This window comes from Prosthecomicrobium sp. N25 (genome assembly GCF_037203705.1).
In the GTDB taxonomy this organism is placed as follows: Bacteria; Pseudomonadota; Alphaproteobacteria; order Rhizobiales; family Ancalomicrobiaceae; genus Prosthecodimorpha.
In genome coordinates this window covers 2674206-2689922 of record NZ_JBBCAT010000001.1, presented here as the reverse complement: position 1 = coordinate 2689922, position 15717 = coordinate 2674206, and the positions used below count along the sequence as shown (strand labels likewise).

Genomic DNA, 15717 nt, shown 5'->3' with positions numbered 1-15717 from the left:
ACATGACCCATCGCGGCCGCGTCCTCGTCATCGAAGAAGGGTCTTGCGGCACGACGGCCCCCCTGTGGGACAGCATGCGGGGCCAGGGCTTCGACGTCTCCTTCGCGCCGATCGGCGATTCGGGACGGGCCGTGGGGCGTACGGGCCGGCCGGACGTGGTCCTGCTCAACCTCGTGGCGGCGGCCGAGGCGGGCGAGCGGGAGCGCTACCTGGACGCGGCGGCGCGCCTCGCCATGGGGAGCGGGGCGCGGCGGGTGCCGGTGATTGCGGTCGGCGACCCCGGCGAGCCGGGCCGGCCGCTCGGTATCAGCGACGTCCTTCCCGCCCCCTTCTCGGGCAGCCGGCTCGCCAGCCGGATCGGCATGGTGCGTCGGCTCGCGGTCATGCAGAGCGAACTGCGCCGCCGGGTCGAGACCGCCGCCGAGTTCGGAGTCGACTCGCCCGAGGTCGCGATTCCCCCGGCCGATTCCGACGCGAACGTGCTGGTGATCGGCTTTGGGCGGCACTACCTCGCGGTCGAGAACGCGCTCGCCAGGCAGGCCGTGGTGATCGGCGCCTTCAGCCGGGCGACGGCGGTCGACTACCTGTCGCGGCGTGCGTTCGACGCCATCGTGGTCGACATGCGGGCGGAAAAGGCGATCGAGTGCATCGCCGAGCTGCGCGCCGACCCGACCCTGTTCTCCCTGCCGGTGGTGGCGCTCGTGGAGGACCGCGATCTCGGGGCCTATGACCGGCTCGTGGAAGCCGGAGCCAACGAGATCGTCGCCGCGTCGGAGATCGAGGCCGACCTGCCGAGGCGGACGGCCGCGGTCGCCGCCGAGTACCGGTTCCGCGAAGCCCTTCGCAGCGTCTATGCGCGTGGGCGCCACCTCGTGACCAGCGACAGCCTGACCGGGCTCTACGGCCGCGGCTTCCTCATGGCCCACCTCGCCCGGAGCCTCGCGGAGGCGCGGCAGTCCGGCGAGCCGCTGTCCGTCGTCGGACTGGAGGTCGGCGAGCTCCGGGCGGTCAACCGCGCGCACGGCTACGCAGCCGGGGACCACCTCCTACGCCAGATCGGCCTGACCATCGCCAGGCTCGTCCGCGGCGAGGACCTTTCGGCCCGTGTCGCGGGCGGGCGCTTCGCGCTGATCCTGCCGGGGACGGCGGTCGAGGAGGCGGAAGGCGCCATGCGACGCCTGACGGCCGTCCTGCGCCGGACGCGGTTTTCGCTGCCGGGGGCGGTCGGCGCGATCGAGACGGACCCGGACGCCCGCGCGGTCGAGGGCCGCGGGACGGATCCGGAGGCGGTGCTGGCGCGTGCCTTCGGGCACGACCCCGTGGACGGGCGCGGCGGCGGTCGCCAGGAAGGGCCCGCCGCCCTATAGTCGCCCGACGCGGGACCGGGCGGGCCTCCCGGCTCGAATGCGGGTTTCATCGCCGGGGATCGGAGGCCACCCATGACCACGCTCACGCTCGACGTCGTCGTCGACGTCGTCTGCCCCTGGTGCTACGTCGGCAAGCGCCGGCTCGAGAAGGCGATGGCGGCGACGCCGGACATCGACTACGTCGTCCGCTACCGCCCCTTCCAGCTCGATCCCGGCATCCCGCCGCAAGGTCTCGAGCGGCGGGCCTACATCACCGCGAAGCTCGGCGGCGCGGACCGGGTCGCCACCGCGCATGCGCGGCTCGCCGAGATCGGCGCGGCGGACGGGATCCCGTTCCGCTTCGAGGCCATCACGGTCGCGCCCAACACGCTCGACGCCCACCGGGTCATCCGCTGGGCGGCGGAGGCGGAGGTCCAGGCGGATGTGACGGAGCGGCTTTTCAGGACCTACTTCGTGGAGGGCGGCGACATCGGCGACCGCGCCACCCTCGCCCGCGTCGCCCAGGACGCCGGCATGGCGGGCGCGGAGGTGCGCCAATGGCTCGACACCGAGGAGGACCTCGACAGCGTCCGCGCCGAGATCGAGCAGGCGGCCCGCATGGGGATCACGGGCGTCCCCTGCACGCTGATCGAGAGAAAATACGCGGTGACCGGCGCCCAGGACGCGGCCGTGCTGGCGGAAGCCTTCCGGGAGATCGCCGAGGAAAAGCGCTTCGGCGCCAAGAGCTGAGGGCCTACGCCATCCGCCCGAGGCGGGCGCCGGCTTCGGCCAGGTCTTCCGGGAAGGCGTCGCTGGCGAGGTAGGCGTATTCGCGCTGGCGGGCGTCCGGGATCAGGTCGGTCGGGTCCCAGTCCCAGCCGGCGCGGCCTGGATGGCACATGACGACCGGGCGTTCGCCGGGGCCGGTCAGGAAGGCCTTGAACGCGGCGCGGACCGACGGGTCGGGGCGGAAGTTCGTCACGCCGCGGAAGCTGTCGTTGGCGCGGGCGCCGGCGCGGACCGCCCCCTCGGCGAGGCCGCGCGACAGGACCGCGATGAACCCGGCCTTGGCGACCTCGATGCCGCGGCGGCGGATCTCGCGGAGGGGCTCGGCGCAGGACCTGAGCCAGGTCGTCGCAGGCAGCCGTCCGGTGCGAACCTGATCGAGGAGCGCGCGCCGGATGACCGGCAGGACGTGGACGTGCTGGTGGCCGTCGACGAAGTCCGGCGAACGGCCGAAAATCTCCTCGAATCCGGCGATCTGCCGCCGTACCTCGGCCTCGATCTCCGGGTACTGCAGAGCCCGTGCATGAGACCTCCGGATCAGGCCGCCGATGTCCGGCCGGCCGCGGGCGAGGAGCCCCGGCATGGGCCCGAGCGGCGGCAGGTCCGTCAGGGTCAGGTGCAGGCCGATCTCCGTCCTGTCCGCCAGCGCGGCGAGGTCGCCCGCCGTCTCTTTCAGGCTGCGGCCGGCGACCATGCAGCTGACCGCCGACAGTCGGCCCCGGTCGACGAGGTCCAGGACGGCGGCGTCGACGCCCCGGGAAAGCCCGTAGTCGTCGGCGCAGAGCACGATGTTTCTGTTGGAATTCATCCGCCGGGTCTGCCATTGACGATGCGTCGCGCGCTGGTCCCATATAGGTGGGGCGCATCTTACGAGCCGACCATATCGACCCGATTTCGGGAAAGGAATCCGGCAATGACGATGTATCCGGTCGAGCTGGCGCTGAGGGGCGCCCCGGGGCCGGTCTTTTCCGTGGTCCTGCCGATGCGCAACGAGTCGCGCGGCCTCGACCGCCTGTTCGCCCGCCTCGTTCCGGTGCTGCTGGGGCTCGGCCACCCGTTCGAGATCGTCGCCGTCGACGACGGGTCGCTCGACGACACCCTGGCGCGGCTGAAGGCCCTGCGCGCGACCGTGCCGGGCCTCAAGGTCATCAGCCTGTCGCGCAATTTCGGCAAGGAGATCGCGGTCACGGCGGGACTGGCCCGGACGTCCGGGCGCGCGGTCATCCTGATGGACTCGGACCTGCAGCATCCGCCCGAGGGGATTCCGGCGCTGGTCGAGCCCTGGGAGAAGGAGAGCGTGGCGATCGTCTACGCCCGCCGGGTCGGGCTCGACCGCGGCGGCCTGACGCGGCGCATGATGACGCGCACCTTCTACCGGCTCTTCGACATGATGAGCGAGGTGAAGATCGACCGCGAGACCGGCGACTTCATGCTCATCGACCGCAAGGTGGTGGACGCCTTCCTGGCCATGCCCGAGCGCAACCGCTTCAACCGCGGCCTGCTGGCCTGGGCCGGGTTCCAGGCCCGCACCGTGCCGGTCGCCATGCAGGCGCGCGAGAGCGGGGCGAGCCAGTGGGGCATCCTGAAGCTCGTGCGGCTCGCCATGAACGCCATCACGTCCTTCGGCACCCTGCCGCTCAGGATCTGGACCTACCTCGGCACGGCGGTCTCGCTGCTGGCGCTGGCGACCGGCATGTATTTCTTCATCCGGACGCTGCTCTTCGGCGCCGACGTCCCGGGCTACCCGTCCCTGATCGTCGGCCTCATGCTGTCGGCCGGCATCCAGCTCATCGGGCTCGGCATCATCGGGGAGTATATCGGCCACGTCTTCTCCGAGGTGAAGCGCCGGCCGCTCTATTTCGTGCAAGAGGCCGTGGGCTTCGACGAGGCTTCGGCCGCGGAGGGACAGGGGATCGCCACGCCCGCCCCGGCGCCCGCCGCCGACGCGCAGACACCAGCCGCCAACGGGGCCGGCGACCGGTCATGACGGCGACGGGCGGCCTCGCCGCCGGGACGATGCCCGACGCGAGCCGGCGCGGCCTCGAGGCCGCGGCGCTCGTGGTGGTGGCCCTGGCCTGGCTGTACCTGGCCTGGCCGTGGCTCTCCGGCACCTGGACGGTTCCCTGGGACGCCAAGGCGCATTTCCAGCCCCAGCTCGAGTTCCTGGCCGGGTCGATCGCGGCCGGCGAATCCCCCTTCTGGAACCCGTACATTTTCGCTGGCTGGCCGCAGGTGGCCGACCCGCAGTCGCTCATCTTCGTGCCCGCCTTCCTCCTGCTCGCGCTCTTCGACCCGGCGCCGTCCTTCGTCGCCATGGATGCGACGGTGTTCGGGGCCCTACTGGTCGGGGCGCTGGCGCTCGCGCTATGGGGGCGCGATCGGGGCTGGCACCCGGCGGCCGGGGTGGTCGCGGCGCTCTCCTTCGCGTTCGGCGGATCGGCCGCCTGGCGGCTGCAGCATACCGGGCAGGTGATGAGCCTGGCGGTGGTGCCGGTGGTGCTGTTCTGCCTGGCCCGCGCGATCGAGCGCCGGTCCGCCGGCTGGGGGCTGGCGGCGGGCGTCTCGGCCGGCGTGCTGGCGCTCGGGCGCGACCAGATCGCCCTTCTCGGCATCTATCTCCTGGCCGGATACGCCATGACGCTCGCGGCGACCGGCCGGCGGCCCGGGGAGGGCCTCGGACGACGGCTCGCCGGCATGATCAAACCGGGCCTGGCGGCGGCCGTCGGCGGGCTCGCCGTGGTGGTCGTCCCCGTCGCGCTGACGCTGATCCTCGCCGGAGAATCCAACCGGCCCGAGATCGACTACATCGGCGCCGGCAAGGGCTCGCTGCACCCGGCCTCGCTGATCACCGCGGTGATCTCCGACCTCTTCGGGCAGCGCGACCCCGACGTCCACTACTGGGGGCCGCCGAGCGCCGCCTTCAAGGTGCTCGACATCTACCTTGCGCAGAACATGGGCGCGATCTACGCCGGTGCGGTCCCGGTCGCCGCGATCCTGTTCCTGGGGCTCGCGCGCGGGGCGTTGTGGTCGGCGGGCCTGCGATACTGGACGGTCGCCACACTGCTGACGATCGTCTACGCGATCGGCTGGTACACCCCGCTCTTCAAGCCGATCTTCGACCACGTGCCAGGGGTGAAGCTCTACCGCCGGCCTGCGGACGCCACCTTCATCATCGGCCTCGAGATCGCGATCCTCGGCGGCTGGCTCGCGTCCCGCTGGCTACAGGGCGCGATCCCGCCCGCCACGGCGGTCCAGCGTGGGGTTGCCTGGACCCTCGCCGCCCTGACGCTCGTCGTCCTGCCGGTCGCCTTCGGGCTGCATGCGGACCGGCTCGCGGAGGCCGCCAAGCCGACGCTCGTCGCCATGCTGTGGATCGGCGGTGCCATGCTGGCACTCATGCTCGCGCTGGTGCTCGACCGGCGGGCGGCCGTGCTGGTGGTGCTCCTCCTCGGCGGCTACACGGCCGCGGACCTGCACTTCAACAACGCGCCGAACGAATCGACCGCCTACCCGCCGGAGACCTTCCGGGCGCTCGACCCGAAGGGCGCCGACCCGGTCATCGAATACCTGAAGGCCCGCACCCGCGAGACAGCGTCGGGCGCCCGGCGCGACCGCGTCGAACTGGCGGGGCTCGGCTTCCACTGGCCGAACGCCTCGATGGTCCACCGGCTCGACCACACGCTCGGCTACAATCCGCTGCGGCTCAAGGTCTACCAGCAGGCGACGGGCGCGCAGGACACCGTCGGCCTGCCGGACCAGCGGCTCTTCGTGCCGATGTTCCCCTCCTACTCCTCCACCATGGCGAACCTCCTGGGCCTGCGCTGGATCGCGGCGGGGGTGCCGCTCGCCGCCATGGACCCGGGCTACGACCGGGGCTCCATCGTGGAGGTCGCGACCTTCGGCGACACCCGCATCTACGAGAACCGCAAGGCGCTGCCGCGGGCGCTCTTCGTGACAGGCGCGCGGACGGCGGACTTCGCGGGCCTGCTGGCGACCGGCGCCTGGCCGGAAGGCTTTGACCCGACGCGGGAGGTGATCCTCGAGGCGGGCACGCCGGACGCCGTAGCGGCGCCGGCGCCGGCCGCGCCGGTCGACGCGAAGGTGACCATCACGGCCTACCACCACACCGAGGTCGTGGTGACGGTCGACACCCCGCAGGCGGGGTGGGTCGTGCTGAACGACGTGTGGCATCGCTGGTGGCGGGCCAGCGTGGACGGCGCGCCCGCGCCGATCCTGAAGGCGAACGCGATCTTCCGGGCCGTGCGGGTGCCGGCGGGGCGGCACGAGATCCGCTTCACCTTCCACCCCTTCGCGGGCGCCCTAGCGGACCTCGGCGCCCGGTTCGGCGGCTGACCGGCGCGGGCAGCCGCTGCCCGCCACACGGGCTGGCCGGGGGCCGCCCGATCCCCTATCCTTCGTCCTCCCGCCGACCAGCCGCGTCACGAAGCCAGGGAATCAGCGCCGATCATGCCGTCGACCACTGCCGAGATCCTCGCCGCGCTCATCGCCTTCGACACGACGAGCCGGAACTCCAACCTCGACCTCATCGGCTGGGTGGAGGACTACCTCGCGCGGCATGGGGTCGCCTCGAAGCGGGTCTACGACCCGACCGGCACCAAGGCGAACCTGTGGGCGACGATCGGGCCGGAGGACCGGCCGGGCTACATCCTGTCCGGGCACACGGACACGGTGCCGGTCGACGGCCAGGACTGGGCGACGGATCCGTTCCGCCTCACCGAGCAGGACGGCCGCCTCTACGGCCGCGGCACGACGGACATGAAGGGTTTTTTGGCCGCCATGCTCGCCAAGGTGCCGGCGATGACCGCGGCAGGCCTCCGTACGCCGATCCACCTGTGCTTCAGCCATGACGAGGAGGTCGGCTGCATCGGCGTGCGCTACCTCCTGGAAAAGCTCGGCGAGCTCGCGCCCGTCAAGCCGATCGCGACCCTGGTCGGCGAGCCGACCGGCATGCAGGTGATCGTCGCCCACAAGGGCAAGCACAACTACCGGGTCACCGTGCGGGGCCGGCCCTGCCATTCCTCGCTGGCGCCGCAGGGCGTCAACGCCATCGACTTCGCCGCCATGATGGTCGTGAAGATCCGCGAGATCGCCGACCGCTTCGCCGCAGAGGGCCTGCGCGACGAGGCCTACGACATCCCCTTCTCGACCGCCCACACGGGCGTCATCCAGGGCGGGACGGTGCTCAACATCGTGCCGGAGCGGTGCAGCTTCGTGTTCGAGTTCCGGATGCTGCCGGGATCATCGCACCAGCCCTTCGAGGACGAGGTGCGGGCCTACGCGCGGGACGTGCTGGAGCCGCGGATGAAGGCCGTCGACCCCACCACGGGCATCGACATCGAGCTCGCCAACGGCTTCCCGGGCTTCGACACGCCGGCCGAGTCCGAGATCGTCGCCATCGCCAAGCGGCTCGCCGCGCGCAACGACCACGCCAAGGTCGCGTACGGCACGGAGGCCGGCCTCTTCGTCCACATGGCCGGCATCCCGAGCGTGGTGGTCGGCCCCGGCCACATCGAGCAGGCGCACCGGCCGAACGAGTTCATCGCGCTCTCCGAACTATCCAAGTGCGAGGCCTTCCTGGACCGGCTGATCGGGCTGTGCACGTGATGGAACTCAGGATCCGTAGTTGGTGAGCCAATATCTCCGCAAAACCCAGACCGCAATCCTTCGCTGGCTTTCGCTGTACTTTGATATACTCGATGACACGTGCCGACGAATATCGGCTTCCGAGCAATACATTGTTCCTTGAACATTGAGGTATATTGCCAGATCGACATCTAAGCTAATCGCGCGCAGTTTGCATTCAATGCGTGAACCGAGATCCTCGATAGCCGACGCGAGATCACAATTCTCGATCGGTTCCACTTTCTTGCCACATGTCTCCGCCTCCTTATACTCCTTATGCCTCTTTCTTCCCCTTGCCACGACCTCGCTGATCTGAACCGCGGTTCGTGTATTACCTCTCGTAATAAAGCCGTCTGCCTCCGGCATGGATGGCGGAGCAAGATAGATCCGCTCAGCGCCAACATACTGGCCATAAGAATGTAAAATCAGCCCTTCTCGGAGCCACTTGTTTTTATCCTGCCAGAATTCTATACTTGAAGTCATACGATTCTTTTCATTAATTATTCTTTCGAATACATCCATAGGCCCATCGACCAAGAGGGCGTCGCAGATTTCCTCCATTTCCGTCACCAGTCTGTAGTTGCAGTCGCGAATTTGTACATCTTTCAAGGTAATTCCGAAAGGTACGCGGGCCGCCTCGCGCCCGATTGCCGCACTCGACCTCTCCGGCCGCGCGGGCTATGCGGGCGGCGGGCAACAGGAGAGGACGAGTGCCATGAGCGAGATCTGGTTCCGGACCGGCGAGGCGACCGTGCTGGCGGCCGAGGGGCAGGCGACGGACGCCATGCCGGAGGTGCTGATCGGGTCGGTGCGCGGGCCGGTCGGCCAGGGCTTCGCGGCCATGATGGGCCAGGCGGTCGGCCATACCCGCATGTTCGTGGTGCGCGACCTCAACCAGATGGTCCGCCCCGCCACGATGATGACCACCAAGGCGACGATCCATACGGCGGAGTATGTCGAGCTCCTCGGTGGCGTCGTGCAGGGCGCCATCGGCGACGCCATCCTGGACTGCGTGATCGAGGGCACCCTGCCGAAGGACGGCCTCGACGACCTCTGCATGATCGTGATGGTGTGGCTCGACCCGCGCTGCGCGGAGGACCCGAACCTCGACCGGGCGGACCTCTACCGCACCAACTACGAGGCCACCAAGCTCGCCATCGCGCGCGCCATGAAGGGCGAGCCGACGATCGACGAGCTGATCGCCAACCGGAAGACGGTCAAGCACTACGCCCTCGACGGCGTCGTGGAGTACTGAGCCGGGGCGGCTAGCGGATGCGGTCGCGGGCGCGGATCACGAAGGCGATCACCTCGGCGACCGCGCGGTAGAGCGCCTCGGGGATCTCCTGGTCGAGCTCGATGCGGGCAAGCGCCTCGGCGAGCACGGGGTTCTCCTCGATGGCGACGCCGCTCGCCACCGCGGTCTCGACGATCCGCTCGGCGACGGCGCCGCGACCGGTGGCGACCACGCGCGGGGCGCTGCCCTCCTCGTAGGCGAGCGCGACGGCGAGGCGGCTGCGGGCTGGCGGGTCGGCGTCGTCGGTCATGCGCTGCGGTCCACGAAGCGGCCGGCGCCCGGGGCCGCGTCCCCGGCCTGGGGCGGGCGTCCGGCGGCGAGGTGGATCTCGTCGACGGCGAGAGAGGCGCCCTCGAGCGCCTGGCGCAGATGGGCGACCTCGACGGCGAGAAGATCGGCCGCCTCCGGCCGTTCGGTCCAGATCCCGACCGACAGGTGCTGGCCGACGAGGCTCAGCCGCGCGTGAACGGGACCCACGAGGGCGATGTCGACCGAGAAGCGGATGCGCCAGGTCGGCCCGTCGGCCTCGGCGGCGGCGCCGCGTCCGTCGCGCTCGACCTGGAACTGGGCCACCCCGGTGCCCTCGGGCAGGCGGACCGGGACCTCGAAGGTCCACTGGGCCGGCGGCGGCGCGGCCTGCGCGGCTGCGCCGGCGGCGGGGGCTTCCGGGTCCGGGGGCACGGAGGCGATCTGGCTCAGCGTGATGCGCGAGAGGGCGCCTTCGGCTTCGCCGAGCGCGGCCCTGGCGAGGTCGCGGGGCTGGGCATCCCCGGCCAGATGGGACGGGGTCGGCGGCTCGCCGCGCGTCGGGCCGCCGCGCAGAGGCGGAGGCGGCGCCTGCCCGTCGCGCGGCGCCTCGCGCTGTCCGGGCTCGGCGGGGGCGCGCGCAGGGGCCGCACCGGTCTGGGACATGCGGGCCGGGGCGCGGCCGAGGGCCTCGCTCAACGGCCGCAGCACGGACAGCACCTGCGCGAGCATGCGGGCATCCGCCAGGCGGATCTCGGGTCCGTCGCCGGGCGGGCGCACCGGAGGCGGCAGGATCTGCGGCTCCGGCCCTGGGGCGCCGGGGCGCGCGGGGACCTCCGGCCGGGTGGCGACCGGGGCCGCCGCGGAGAGGGTGGCGGAAGATGCGTCGGCCGGCCGCTTCAAGGGATCGGCAGGGCCGATCGGGAGGATCGGCGGGGACGGGACCGACCTGACCGGTTCGCTTTCGGCGGCAAAGGTGGCGGCAGGCGCAAGGGCCGGAGCGGTGGCGGGCGCGGGGGCCTGTGCGGCACCGGGCGCGGCAGGCGGGAGGAGCTGCCCAGCGGGCGCGGCGCCCTGCCCCGGGATCGACGGGGGCGGTCGGGTCGCGGAGGGCGGGATCGTCTCCGGTGGCGTGGCCAGCGGTGCCGGCCGGCCTTCGGCGACGCCCGCAGGGCCATCGTCGGCGCCGCCCGGCGGCCCTCCTGAGGTGACCGTGGCCGGTGAGACCGAGACGGCCGGGCCGGTCCCCGGTGTCCCGAAGGGACCCTGCCCCTGCGGACCGCCCGAGGGGGCGAGCAGCGGGGGACGTACGAGCGCCACCCCATCGGACGGCGACTCGGCCGCCGCGGGTCCGGCGGCGAGCTTCGCGGCGGCGGCGGGCTGCGCCTCGGGGGCGGTCGGCGCGGGCTCGCCCGTGGCCGGGCCGGGGGTGGGCACGGGCGTCCGACCCTGCCCCTCCCCGCCTCCGGCCGGCGGCGCGGACGGGGTGGGCGCAGCGGTCTCGGCCGGCTCGGGATCGGACGGGGCGGCGAGGTAGTCTCCCAGCGCGGCCGTCAGGCGGACCAGCGCGGCCTTGAGGTCCGGGGCCGTTTCCGCGACGGGCCGGCCGGCGGCGAGGCCGGACTCCAGAAAGATGCCCGATCCGGCGACCGCCCGTCGGACCGCCTCGGGGACGGCCTGCGGCGAGGCCTCGAGGCGCTGGGTGAGGACGGCGGAGACGGCCGCGCGCAAGGTGTGCGGCAGGGCCTCCGGGGGCAGTGCGGCCAGCCGTTCCACCGTGGCGTAGAGCGTGGCCAGTCCGGTCTGGCGCGAGAGGGCGCGAGCGGCGGCTTCGGCCAGAGCGCGCTGGCGCAGGAGAGCCGGGTCCGAGGCGGCGGCAATCGGGGCCGGCTCCGGCCCGACGGACAGCGTCACCCGACCGGTGTCCCGGTCGACGGCCTCCACCGATACGCGGACGGCCGCACCGGGCTGCCGCGCCGCCTCGCGCAGGGCGGCGAGCGGGACCTCGGCCTCGCCCAGGCGCGTCGACAGGCGCGCGGTGCCCTTGTCGGTGATCTCCAGGATACGCGCGTCCAGGACCAGTCCGCGCCGCACCGGCCCGGCCTCCACCGCAGGACCTTCCCGGGGCCCTCCGGCCCGTCCGGATACCGCGTCGATCACCATGCCGCCTGCCCTCCGGCCGCTCCGTCGGACGCCGCCGCAATGGTAGGCGGAGCCTGGCGGCCGCGCAAATCAGCGCCCGGAAGGGGCCCCCCGCGGGTGGCCGATGGGCGGCTCGCGCAGTGGTGAGGGCAATCGGGCGCGACTGTGACCGTTTTGCAACATCTACTGTAATACAGGATTCATGGCTTTGCTTTATGTCGCGGATTGCGCTGTATTTTCGGCGCTCCCCTCCAGGACCAACCCGGGTCGTATCCGTGCAGCAGATCAAGCGTGTGTTCGGCCATTTCTCCGTGCCCAGCCCCTTCGAGCTGGCCCTGATCGCCTGTCTCGCCGGACTTGCCCTTGCGGGCCTGATGGTGAGGTGATCTCGCTCTCCCGCGTTTCGTGATTCGCGCGCGCCGGGCCCCCGTGGAGGGCGGCGCGTGTCGTCTCGCCCCGGGGACCGACCATGTCCGACAGTCCGATCTCCGACCCGGCCGCGATCCTCCGGCACGGCGTCGACCCCGACCGGCTCCGCGGCCTGATCGAGCGAGAGCGCGCAGCCTATTCCGCCCGGCGGCCCCGCTCGGCCGCCCTCGCCGCCGAGGCGCGAGCCCACTGGTTCGACGGTGTGCCCCTGCACTGGATGAGCGATTGGGGCCTGCCCTTCCCGCTCTTCCTGGGATCCGCGCAAGGGTCGACGCTCATCGACGCGGACGGGATCGAGCATGTCGATTTCTGCCTCGGCGATACCGGTGCGATGTTCGGCCATTCGCCGCCGCCCGTGGTCCGGGCGGTCGCCGAGCAGGCGGCCCGCGGCCTCACGGCCATGCTCCCGTCGACGCTGGTCCCCGAGGTCGGGCGCCTACTGGCCGAGCGCTTCGGACTGCCGGTCTGGCAGGCGACCCTCAGCGCCAGCGACGCGAACCGGGCGGTGATCCGCTGGGCCCGGGCGCTCACCGGCCGTCCCGACATCTTGGTCTTCAACGGCGCCTACCACGGCATGGTGGACGACGTTCACGTGCGGCTCGGTCCCGAGGGGCCGAGGCTCCGGCCGGGGCTGATGGGGCAGGTCTACGACGTCCGCCGGCACACGCGGGTCGTCGAGTTCAACGACGTGCCGGCGCTGGAGGCCGCCCTGTCGGACCGCCAAGTGGCGCTGGTGCTCGCCGAACCGGTGATGACCAACATCGGCATGGTGCTGCCGGAGCCCGGCATGCACGAGGCCCTGCGGCGCGTGACGCGCGAGGCGGGCACCCTGCTCGCCATCGACGAGACCCACACGATCTCGACGGGCCCTGGCGGCTACACGCGCGCCCACGGACTGGACCCCGACTTCTTCGTCCTGGGCAAGCCGGTGGCGGGCGGCATCCCGGCCGCGGTCTACGGGTTCACCCGGGAGGTGGCGAAGGGCATGGCGGCGGCGCGGGCGGCCGATCCGGGCTATTCGGGCCTGGGCACGACCCTGTCCGCCAACGCCCTCGCCTTCGCGGCCATGCGGGCGACGCTCGCGGAGGTCATGACAGATGCCGCCTACGCGCACATGACGGACCTGGCCGCGGAGCTTGCGGAAGGGCTGCGCGCCGTCATCCGCGGGGCGAACCTGCCCTGGTGCGTGACCGCCGTGGGAGCGCGCGTTGAATTCATGCTCGCCCCCGCCCCGCCCCGGACCGGCGGCGAAGCCGGCCGCATCGGCGAGCCGGCGATCGAGGGCGCCATCCGCCTCGCCCTCCTCAACCGCGGCCTGGTCGTCACGCCGTTCCACGGCATGATGCTGGTCGCGCCCACGACGACGCGCCAGGATGTGGACCGGCTACTCGCAGGCTCCGCGGAAGTCGTTGCCGAAATCGCCTGAGCGCTCAGAAGACGCGCGGCAGGTAGAGGCAGAGATCCAGCGCGGCGAGCAGGATCACCATGCCGATCGCGAAGCGGACGCGGCGCATATCTTTCGGCGCGACAGTCGGCTTCGCAACTTCCACGGGCGCCAGGTCCAGCACGGGCGCCTGCGGCACCATCGCGATCACGTCCGACGTCTCTCCCCGGTATGCCATCTCGCCCCCGAACTCGCTACTCGATGTTCCCCGACCCACAGAGTTCAACGGCGGGCTTACCAATGGGTTAATTCACACTCGCAGTAACCCGCATTTCTGTGGGGTTACAAGCCTCTGCGCTCCGGGACCGCGACGTCGACGACGCGCAGTTGCACTCTTGCATCACCCTGCCAGTGGTCCAGGGACAGGCTGCCGGCCACATGTAGCCCGCGCCCGCGGGAGGCCATGATGGCGTCGCCGAGGGGCTCGCCCCGGGCCCGGAATGCGATCGCCTTGAGATTGCATCCGTCGCCGGAGGCCAGTGCGAGACGCACGTGTCCCTGGCCGACCTCCTCGGCATAAGTCACGCGGTGGGCGGGGAAGACGAAGACGGGCTCCGGATGCCCGGCGCCGTAAGGACCGGCGCGCTCCACCATGTCCACGAAGGCCGGGCTCGCCGCCCCGCCCGAGAGGACGCCGTCGACCGGGAGGTCGGCGATGGCCAGTTCGGCCTCCACGGCGCTGCCGACCCGGTCCGCCACGTGGTCCCGGAAGGCGTCGAGGCGTGCGCGGTCCAGGGTTACCCCGGCCGCCATGGCGTGGCCGCCGCCCTTGACCAGGATACCGGCCTCCACGGCCGAGCGGACGGCCGCGCCGAGGTCGACGCCGGGAATCGAGCGACCCGATCCGGTCCCGACCGGGCCGCGGTCGAAGGCGACCGCGAAGGCCGGGCGACGCCAGCGTTCCTTCAGGCGCGCGGCGATGAGGCCGACGACGCCCGGGTGCCACGTGTCGGATCCGGTGACCACGACCGGACCGGGGTCCCCGCCGGCCTCGACCGCGGCGAGCGCTTCCGCCAGCATCTCGGCCTCGATCACCTGGCGCTCCCGATTGAGCCGGTCGAGCTCGGTGGCGATGCGTTCGGCCTCCAGCGGGTCGTCGGTTGCGAGGAGCCGGGCCCCCAGGGAGGCGTTGCCGATGCGGCCACCGGCGTTGATGCGCGGCCCTATGAGGAAGCCGAGGTGATAGCAGCCGACCGGGCCGCTGAGGCGCGCCATAGTGGCGAGGGCGGCGAGCCCGGTGTTGCCGCGCGCGCGGGCGGCGACGAGGCCCTTCACCACGAAGGCCCGGTTGAGGCCGACCAGGGGGACGACGTCCGCCACGGTCCCGAGAGCGACCAGGTCGAGGAGCGCGAGGAGGTCCGGCTCGCGCCGCTCCCGGAAGAAACCTCGCCGCCGCAACTCCCGGTTCAACGCCACCACGGCCATGAAGGCGACGCCCGCGGCGGCCAGGTAGCCGAGACCGGACAGGTCGTCCTGGCGGTTCGGGTTGACGAGGGCCACGGCGGGCGGGAGGGCGACGCCGCACTGGTGATGGTCCAGGACCACGGTGTCGAGGCCGACTCGCCGCGCCTCCTCGAGGGCCTCGAACCCCGTGGAGCCGCAGTCGAGCGTCACCAGGAGGCGGGCGCCGCCGCGCGCGAGGGTGCGGATCGCCTCCGGATTGGGGCCGTAGCCCTCGATGAGGCGATCGGGGATGTAGACGGTGGGGTCGAGGCCGACCGCCCGGAGGTAGCGGCCGAGGATGGCCGTGCTGGTGGCGCCGTCCACGTCGTAGTCGCCGAAGAGCGCAACGGCCTCGCCGCGCAGGACGGCGTCGGCGAGCCGCGCTGCGGCGGCATCCATGTCGGTCAGGACCGACGGGTCCGGCATCAGGCTCTTGAGGTTCGGGTCGAGGAAGCCGGCGGCGGCCGCCAGGTCCACGCCGCGTCCGACGATGATGCGGGCGATCATCTGGTCGATGTCATGGCGCTGGGTCACCGCCAGGGCCCGGGCCTCGCCTGCGATGTCGAGGCGCTCGCGCCAGGACCGCCCCGTGACGGACCGAACGACGCCGAGCACGGGCCGGTCGGCACGCTCGTCGCTGAATCCGGGGACCCGAATCGTCATGGCGCGATTGAATCGAAAGCGAGGCCCCGCGTCCAGCGATCCGTCCGCCCCACCCACGCCATTCCGCGCCGGGATGGCTCGACCGAGGGGCTCCGCCCAGCCCCTTCGGTGATCAGGATTTCAGATGAAACGCCCGGAGGTCTTCAGCGTAGCGCCGGTAGCGCTCCGCCATTTCACGGATGGCCTGCGCAACGTCTCGGATCTGCTGGAAGTCTTCGGCGATTCCCTGACGCGAACACGAAGCACTGGGAACTTCATACATGGTCTTTTCTCTCGCTCAG

General features: G+C 71.8%; 14 protein-coding genes. 7 read left to right on the top strand and 7 right to left on the bottom strand.

The window, feature by feature from the left end; translation table 11 throughout:
* Positions 1-2: 2 nt before the first annotated feature.
* The gene (locus WBG79_RS12270) at positions 3-1367 is read left to right on the top strand and encodes a diguanylate cyclase (RefSeq protein WP_337357387.1); all 1365 of its coding nucleotides are present in this window, start codon (positions 3-5) and stop codon (positions 1365-1367) included.
* A 72-nt stretch (positions 1368-1439) separates the two neighbouring features.
* A complete protein-coding gene (locus WBG79_RS12265; RefSeq protein WP_337357386.1) occupies positions 1440-2096 on the top strand; it encodes a DsbA family oxidoreductase in 657 nt (218 codons plus the stop codon).
* 4 nt (positions 2097-2100) lie between these two features.
* Here the strand turns inward: WBG79_RS12265 and WBG79_RS12260 are convergent, their stop codons facing one another.
* Complete coding sequence (locus WBG79_RS12260) at positions 2101-2940, bottom strand: ChbG/HpnK family deacetylase (protein ID WP_337357385.1); 840 nt, start codon at positions 2938-2940, stop codon at positions 2101-2103.
* A 105-nt stretch (positions 2941-3045) separates the two neighbouring features.
* Between WBG79_RS12260 and WBG79_RS12255 the strand changes: the two genes are divergently transcribed.
* From WBG79_RS12255 to argE, 3 genes are all read left to right on the top strand, one after another.
* The gene (locus tag WBG79_RS12255) at positions 3046-4119 is read left to right on the top strand and encodes a glycosyltransferase family 2 protein (protein WP_337357384.1); all 1074 of its coding nucleotides are present in this window, start codon (positions 3046-3048) and stop codon (positions 4117-4119) included.
* Positions 4116-6485: a hypothetical protein gene (locus WBG79_RS12250; RefSeq protein ID WP_337357383.1), complete on the top strand. Its 2370-nt coding sequence runs from the start codon at positions 4116-4118 to the stop codon at positions 6483-6485. The genes WBG79_RS12255 and WBG79_RS12250 overlap by 4 nt, the downstream gene beginning before the upstream one ends.
* 114 nt (positions 6486-6599) lie before the next feature.
* Positions 6600-7757 carry an acetylornithine deacetylase gene (argE, locus tag WBG79_RS12245; RefSeq protein ID WP_337357382.1) on the top strand — a complete coding sequence of 386 codons (1158 nt, stop codon included), beginning with the start codon at positions 6600-6602 and terminating at the stop codon, positions 7755-7757.
* A 6-nt stretch (positions 7758-7763) separates the two neighbouring features.
* On the opposite strand, the gene WBG79_RS12240 is transcribed toward argE, so the two are convergent.
* Complete coding sequence (locus WBG79_RS12240; RefSeq protein ID WP_337357381.1) at positions 7764-8384, bottom strand: hypothetical protein; 621 nt, start codon at positions 8382-8384, stop codon at positions 7764-7766.
* A gap of 106 nt (positions 8385-8490) precedes the next feature.
* Between WBG79_RS12240 and fae the strand changes: the two genes are divergently transcribed.
* Positions 8491-9030, top strand: a complete 540-nt coding sequence (fae, locus tag WBG79_RS12235; RefSeq protein ID WP_337357380.1) for a formaldehyde-activating enzyme — start codon at positions 8491-8493, stop codon at positions 9028-9030.
* Positions 9031-9040: 10 nt separating this feature from the next.
* On the opposite strand, the gene WBG79_RS12230 is transcribed toward fae, so the two are convergent.
* Together WBG79_RS12230 and WBG79_RS12225 are read right to left on the bottom strand one after the other, a co-directional pair.
* Complete coding sequence (locus tag WBG79_RS12230; RefSeq protein WP_337357379.1) at positions 9041-9319, bottom strand: EscU/YscU/HrcU family type III secretion system export apparatus switch protein; 279 nt, start codon at positions 9317-9319, stop codon at positions 9041-9043.
* Positions 9316-11409, bottom strand: coding sequence for a flagellar hook-length control protein FliK (locus WBG79_RS12225; RefSeq protein WP_337357378.1), 2094 nt, complete (start codon positions 11407-11409; stop codon positions 9316-9318). Before WBG79_RS12225 ends, WBG79_RS12230 begins: the two co-directional genes overlap by 4 nt.
* A 517-nt stretch (positions 11410-11926) precedes the next feature.
* Here WBG79_RS12225 and WBG79_RS12220 point away from each other — a divergent pair.
* A complete protein-coding gene (locus tag WBG79_RS12220) occupies positions 11927-13312 on the top strand; it encodes an aspartate aminotransferase family protein (protein WP_337357377.1) in 1386 nt (461 codons plus the stop codon).
* A gap of 4 nt (positions 13313-13316) precedes the next feature.
* Here the strand turns inward: WBG79_RS12220 and WBG79_RS12215 are convergent, their stop codons facing one another.
* The 3 genes from WBG79_RS12215 to WBG79_RS12205 all read right to left on the bottom strand — a co-directional run bounded on the left by WBG79_RS12215 (position 13317) and on the right by WBG79_RS12205 (position 15698).
* Complete coding sequence (locus tag WBG79_RS12215; protein WP_337357376.1) at positions 13317-13481, bottom strand: hypothetical protein; 165 nt, start codon at positions 13479-13481, stop codon at positions 13317-13319.
* A gap of 131 nt (positions 13482-13612) precedes the next feature.
* Positions 13613-15436 carry a single-stranded-DNA-specific exonuclease RecJ gene (gene recJ, locus WBG79_RS12210; RefSeq protein ID WP_337357375.1) on the bottom strand — a complete coding sequence of 608 codons (1824 nt, stop codon included), beginning with the start codon at positions 15434-15436 and terminating at the stop codon, positions 13613-13615.
* Positions 15437-15548: 112 nt separating this feature from the next.
* The gene (locus WBG79_RS12205; protein WP_337357374.1) at positions 15549-15698 is read right to left on the bottom strand and encodes a hypothetical protein; all 150 of its coding nucleotides are present in this window, start codon (positions 15696-15698) and stop codon (positions 15549-15551) included.
* Positions 15699-15717: the final 19 nt, after the last annotated feature.

Excerpts from the sequence above, each read along its gene's own strand:
- WBG79_RS12260 (WP_337357385.1), bottom strand. The coding sequence starts at position 2,940 with ATGAATTCCAACAGAAACATCGTGCTCTGCGCCGACGACTACGGGCTT.
- WBG79_RS12220 (WP_337357377.1), top strand. The coding sequence starts at position 11,927 with ATGTCCGACAGTCCGATCTCCGACCCGGCCGCGATCCTCCGGCACGGC.
- recJ (WP_337357375.1), bottom strand. The coding sequence starts at position 15,436 with ATGACGATTCGGGTCCCCGGATTCAGCGACGAGCGTGCCGACCGGCCC.
- WBG79_RS12205 (WP_337357374.1), bottom strand. The coding sequence starts at position 15,698 with ATGTATGAAGTTCCCAGTGCTTCGTGTTCGCGTCAGGGAATCGCCGAA.
- fae (WP_337357380.1), top strand. The coding sequence starts at position 8,491 with ATGAGCGAGATCTGGTTCCGGACCGGCGAGGCGACCGTGCTGGCGGCC.
- WBG79_RS12250 (WP_337357383.1), top strand. The coding sequence starts at position 4,116 with ATGACGGCGACGGGCGGCCTCGCCGCCGGGACGATGCCCGACGCGAGC.
- argE (WP_337357382.1), top strand. The coding sequence starts at position 6,600 with ATGCCGTCGACCACTGCCGAGATCCTCGCCGCGCTCATCGCCTTCGAC.
- WBG79_RS12265 (WP_337357386.1), top strand. The coding sequence starts at position 1,440 with ATGACCACGCTCACGCTCGACGTCGTCGTCGACGTCGTCTGCCCCTGG.
- WBG79_RS12270 (WP_337357387.1), top strand. The coding sequence starts at position 3 with ATGACCCATCGCGGCCGCGTCCTCGTCATCGAAGAAGGGTCTTGCGGC.
- WBG79_RS12230 (WP_337357379.1), bottom strand. The coding sequence starts at position 9,319 with ATGACCGACGACGCCGACCCGCCAGCCCGCAGCCGCCTCGCCGTCGCG.
- WBG79_RS12255 (WP_337357384.1), top strand. The coding sequence starts at position 3,046 with ATGACGATGTATCCGGTCGAGCTGGCGCTGAGGGGCGCCCCGGGGCCG.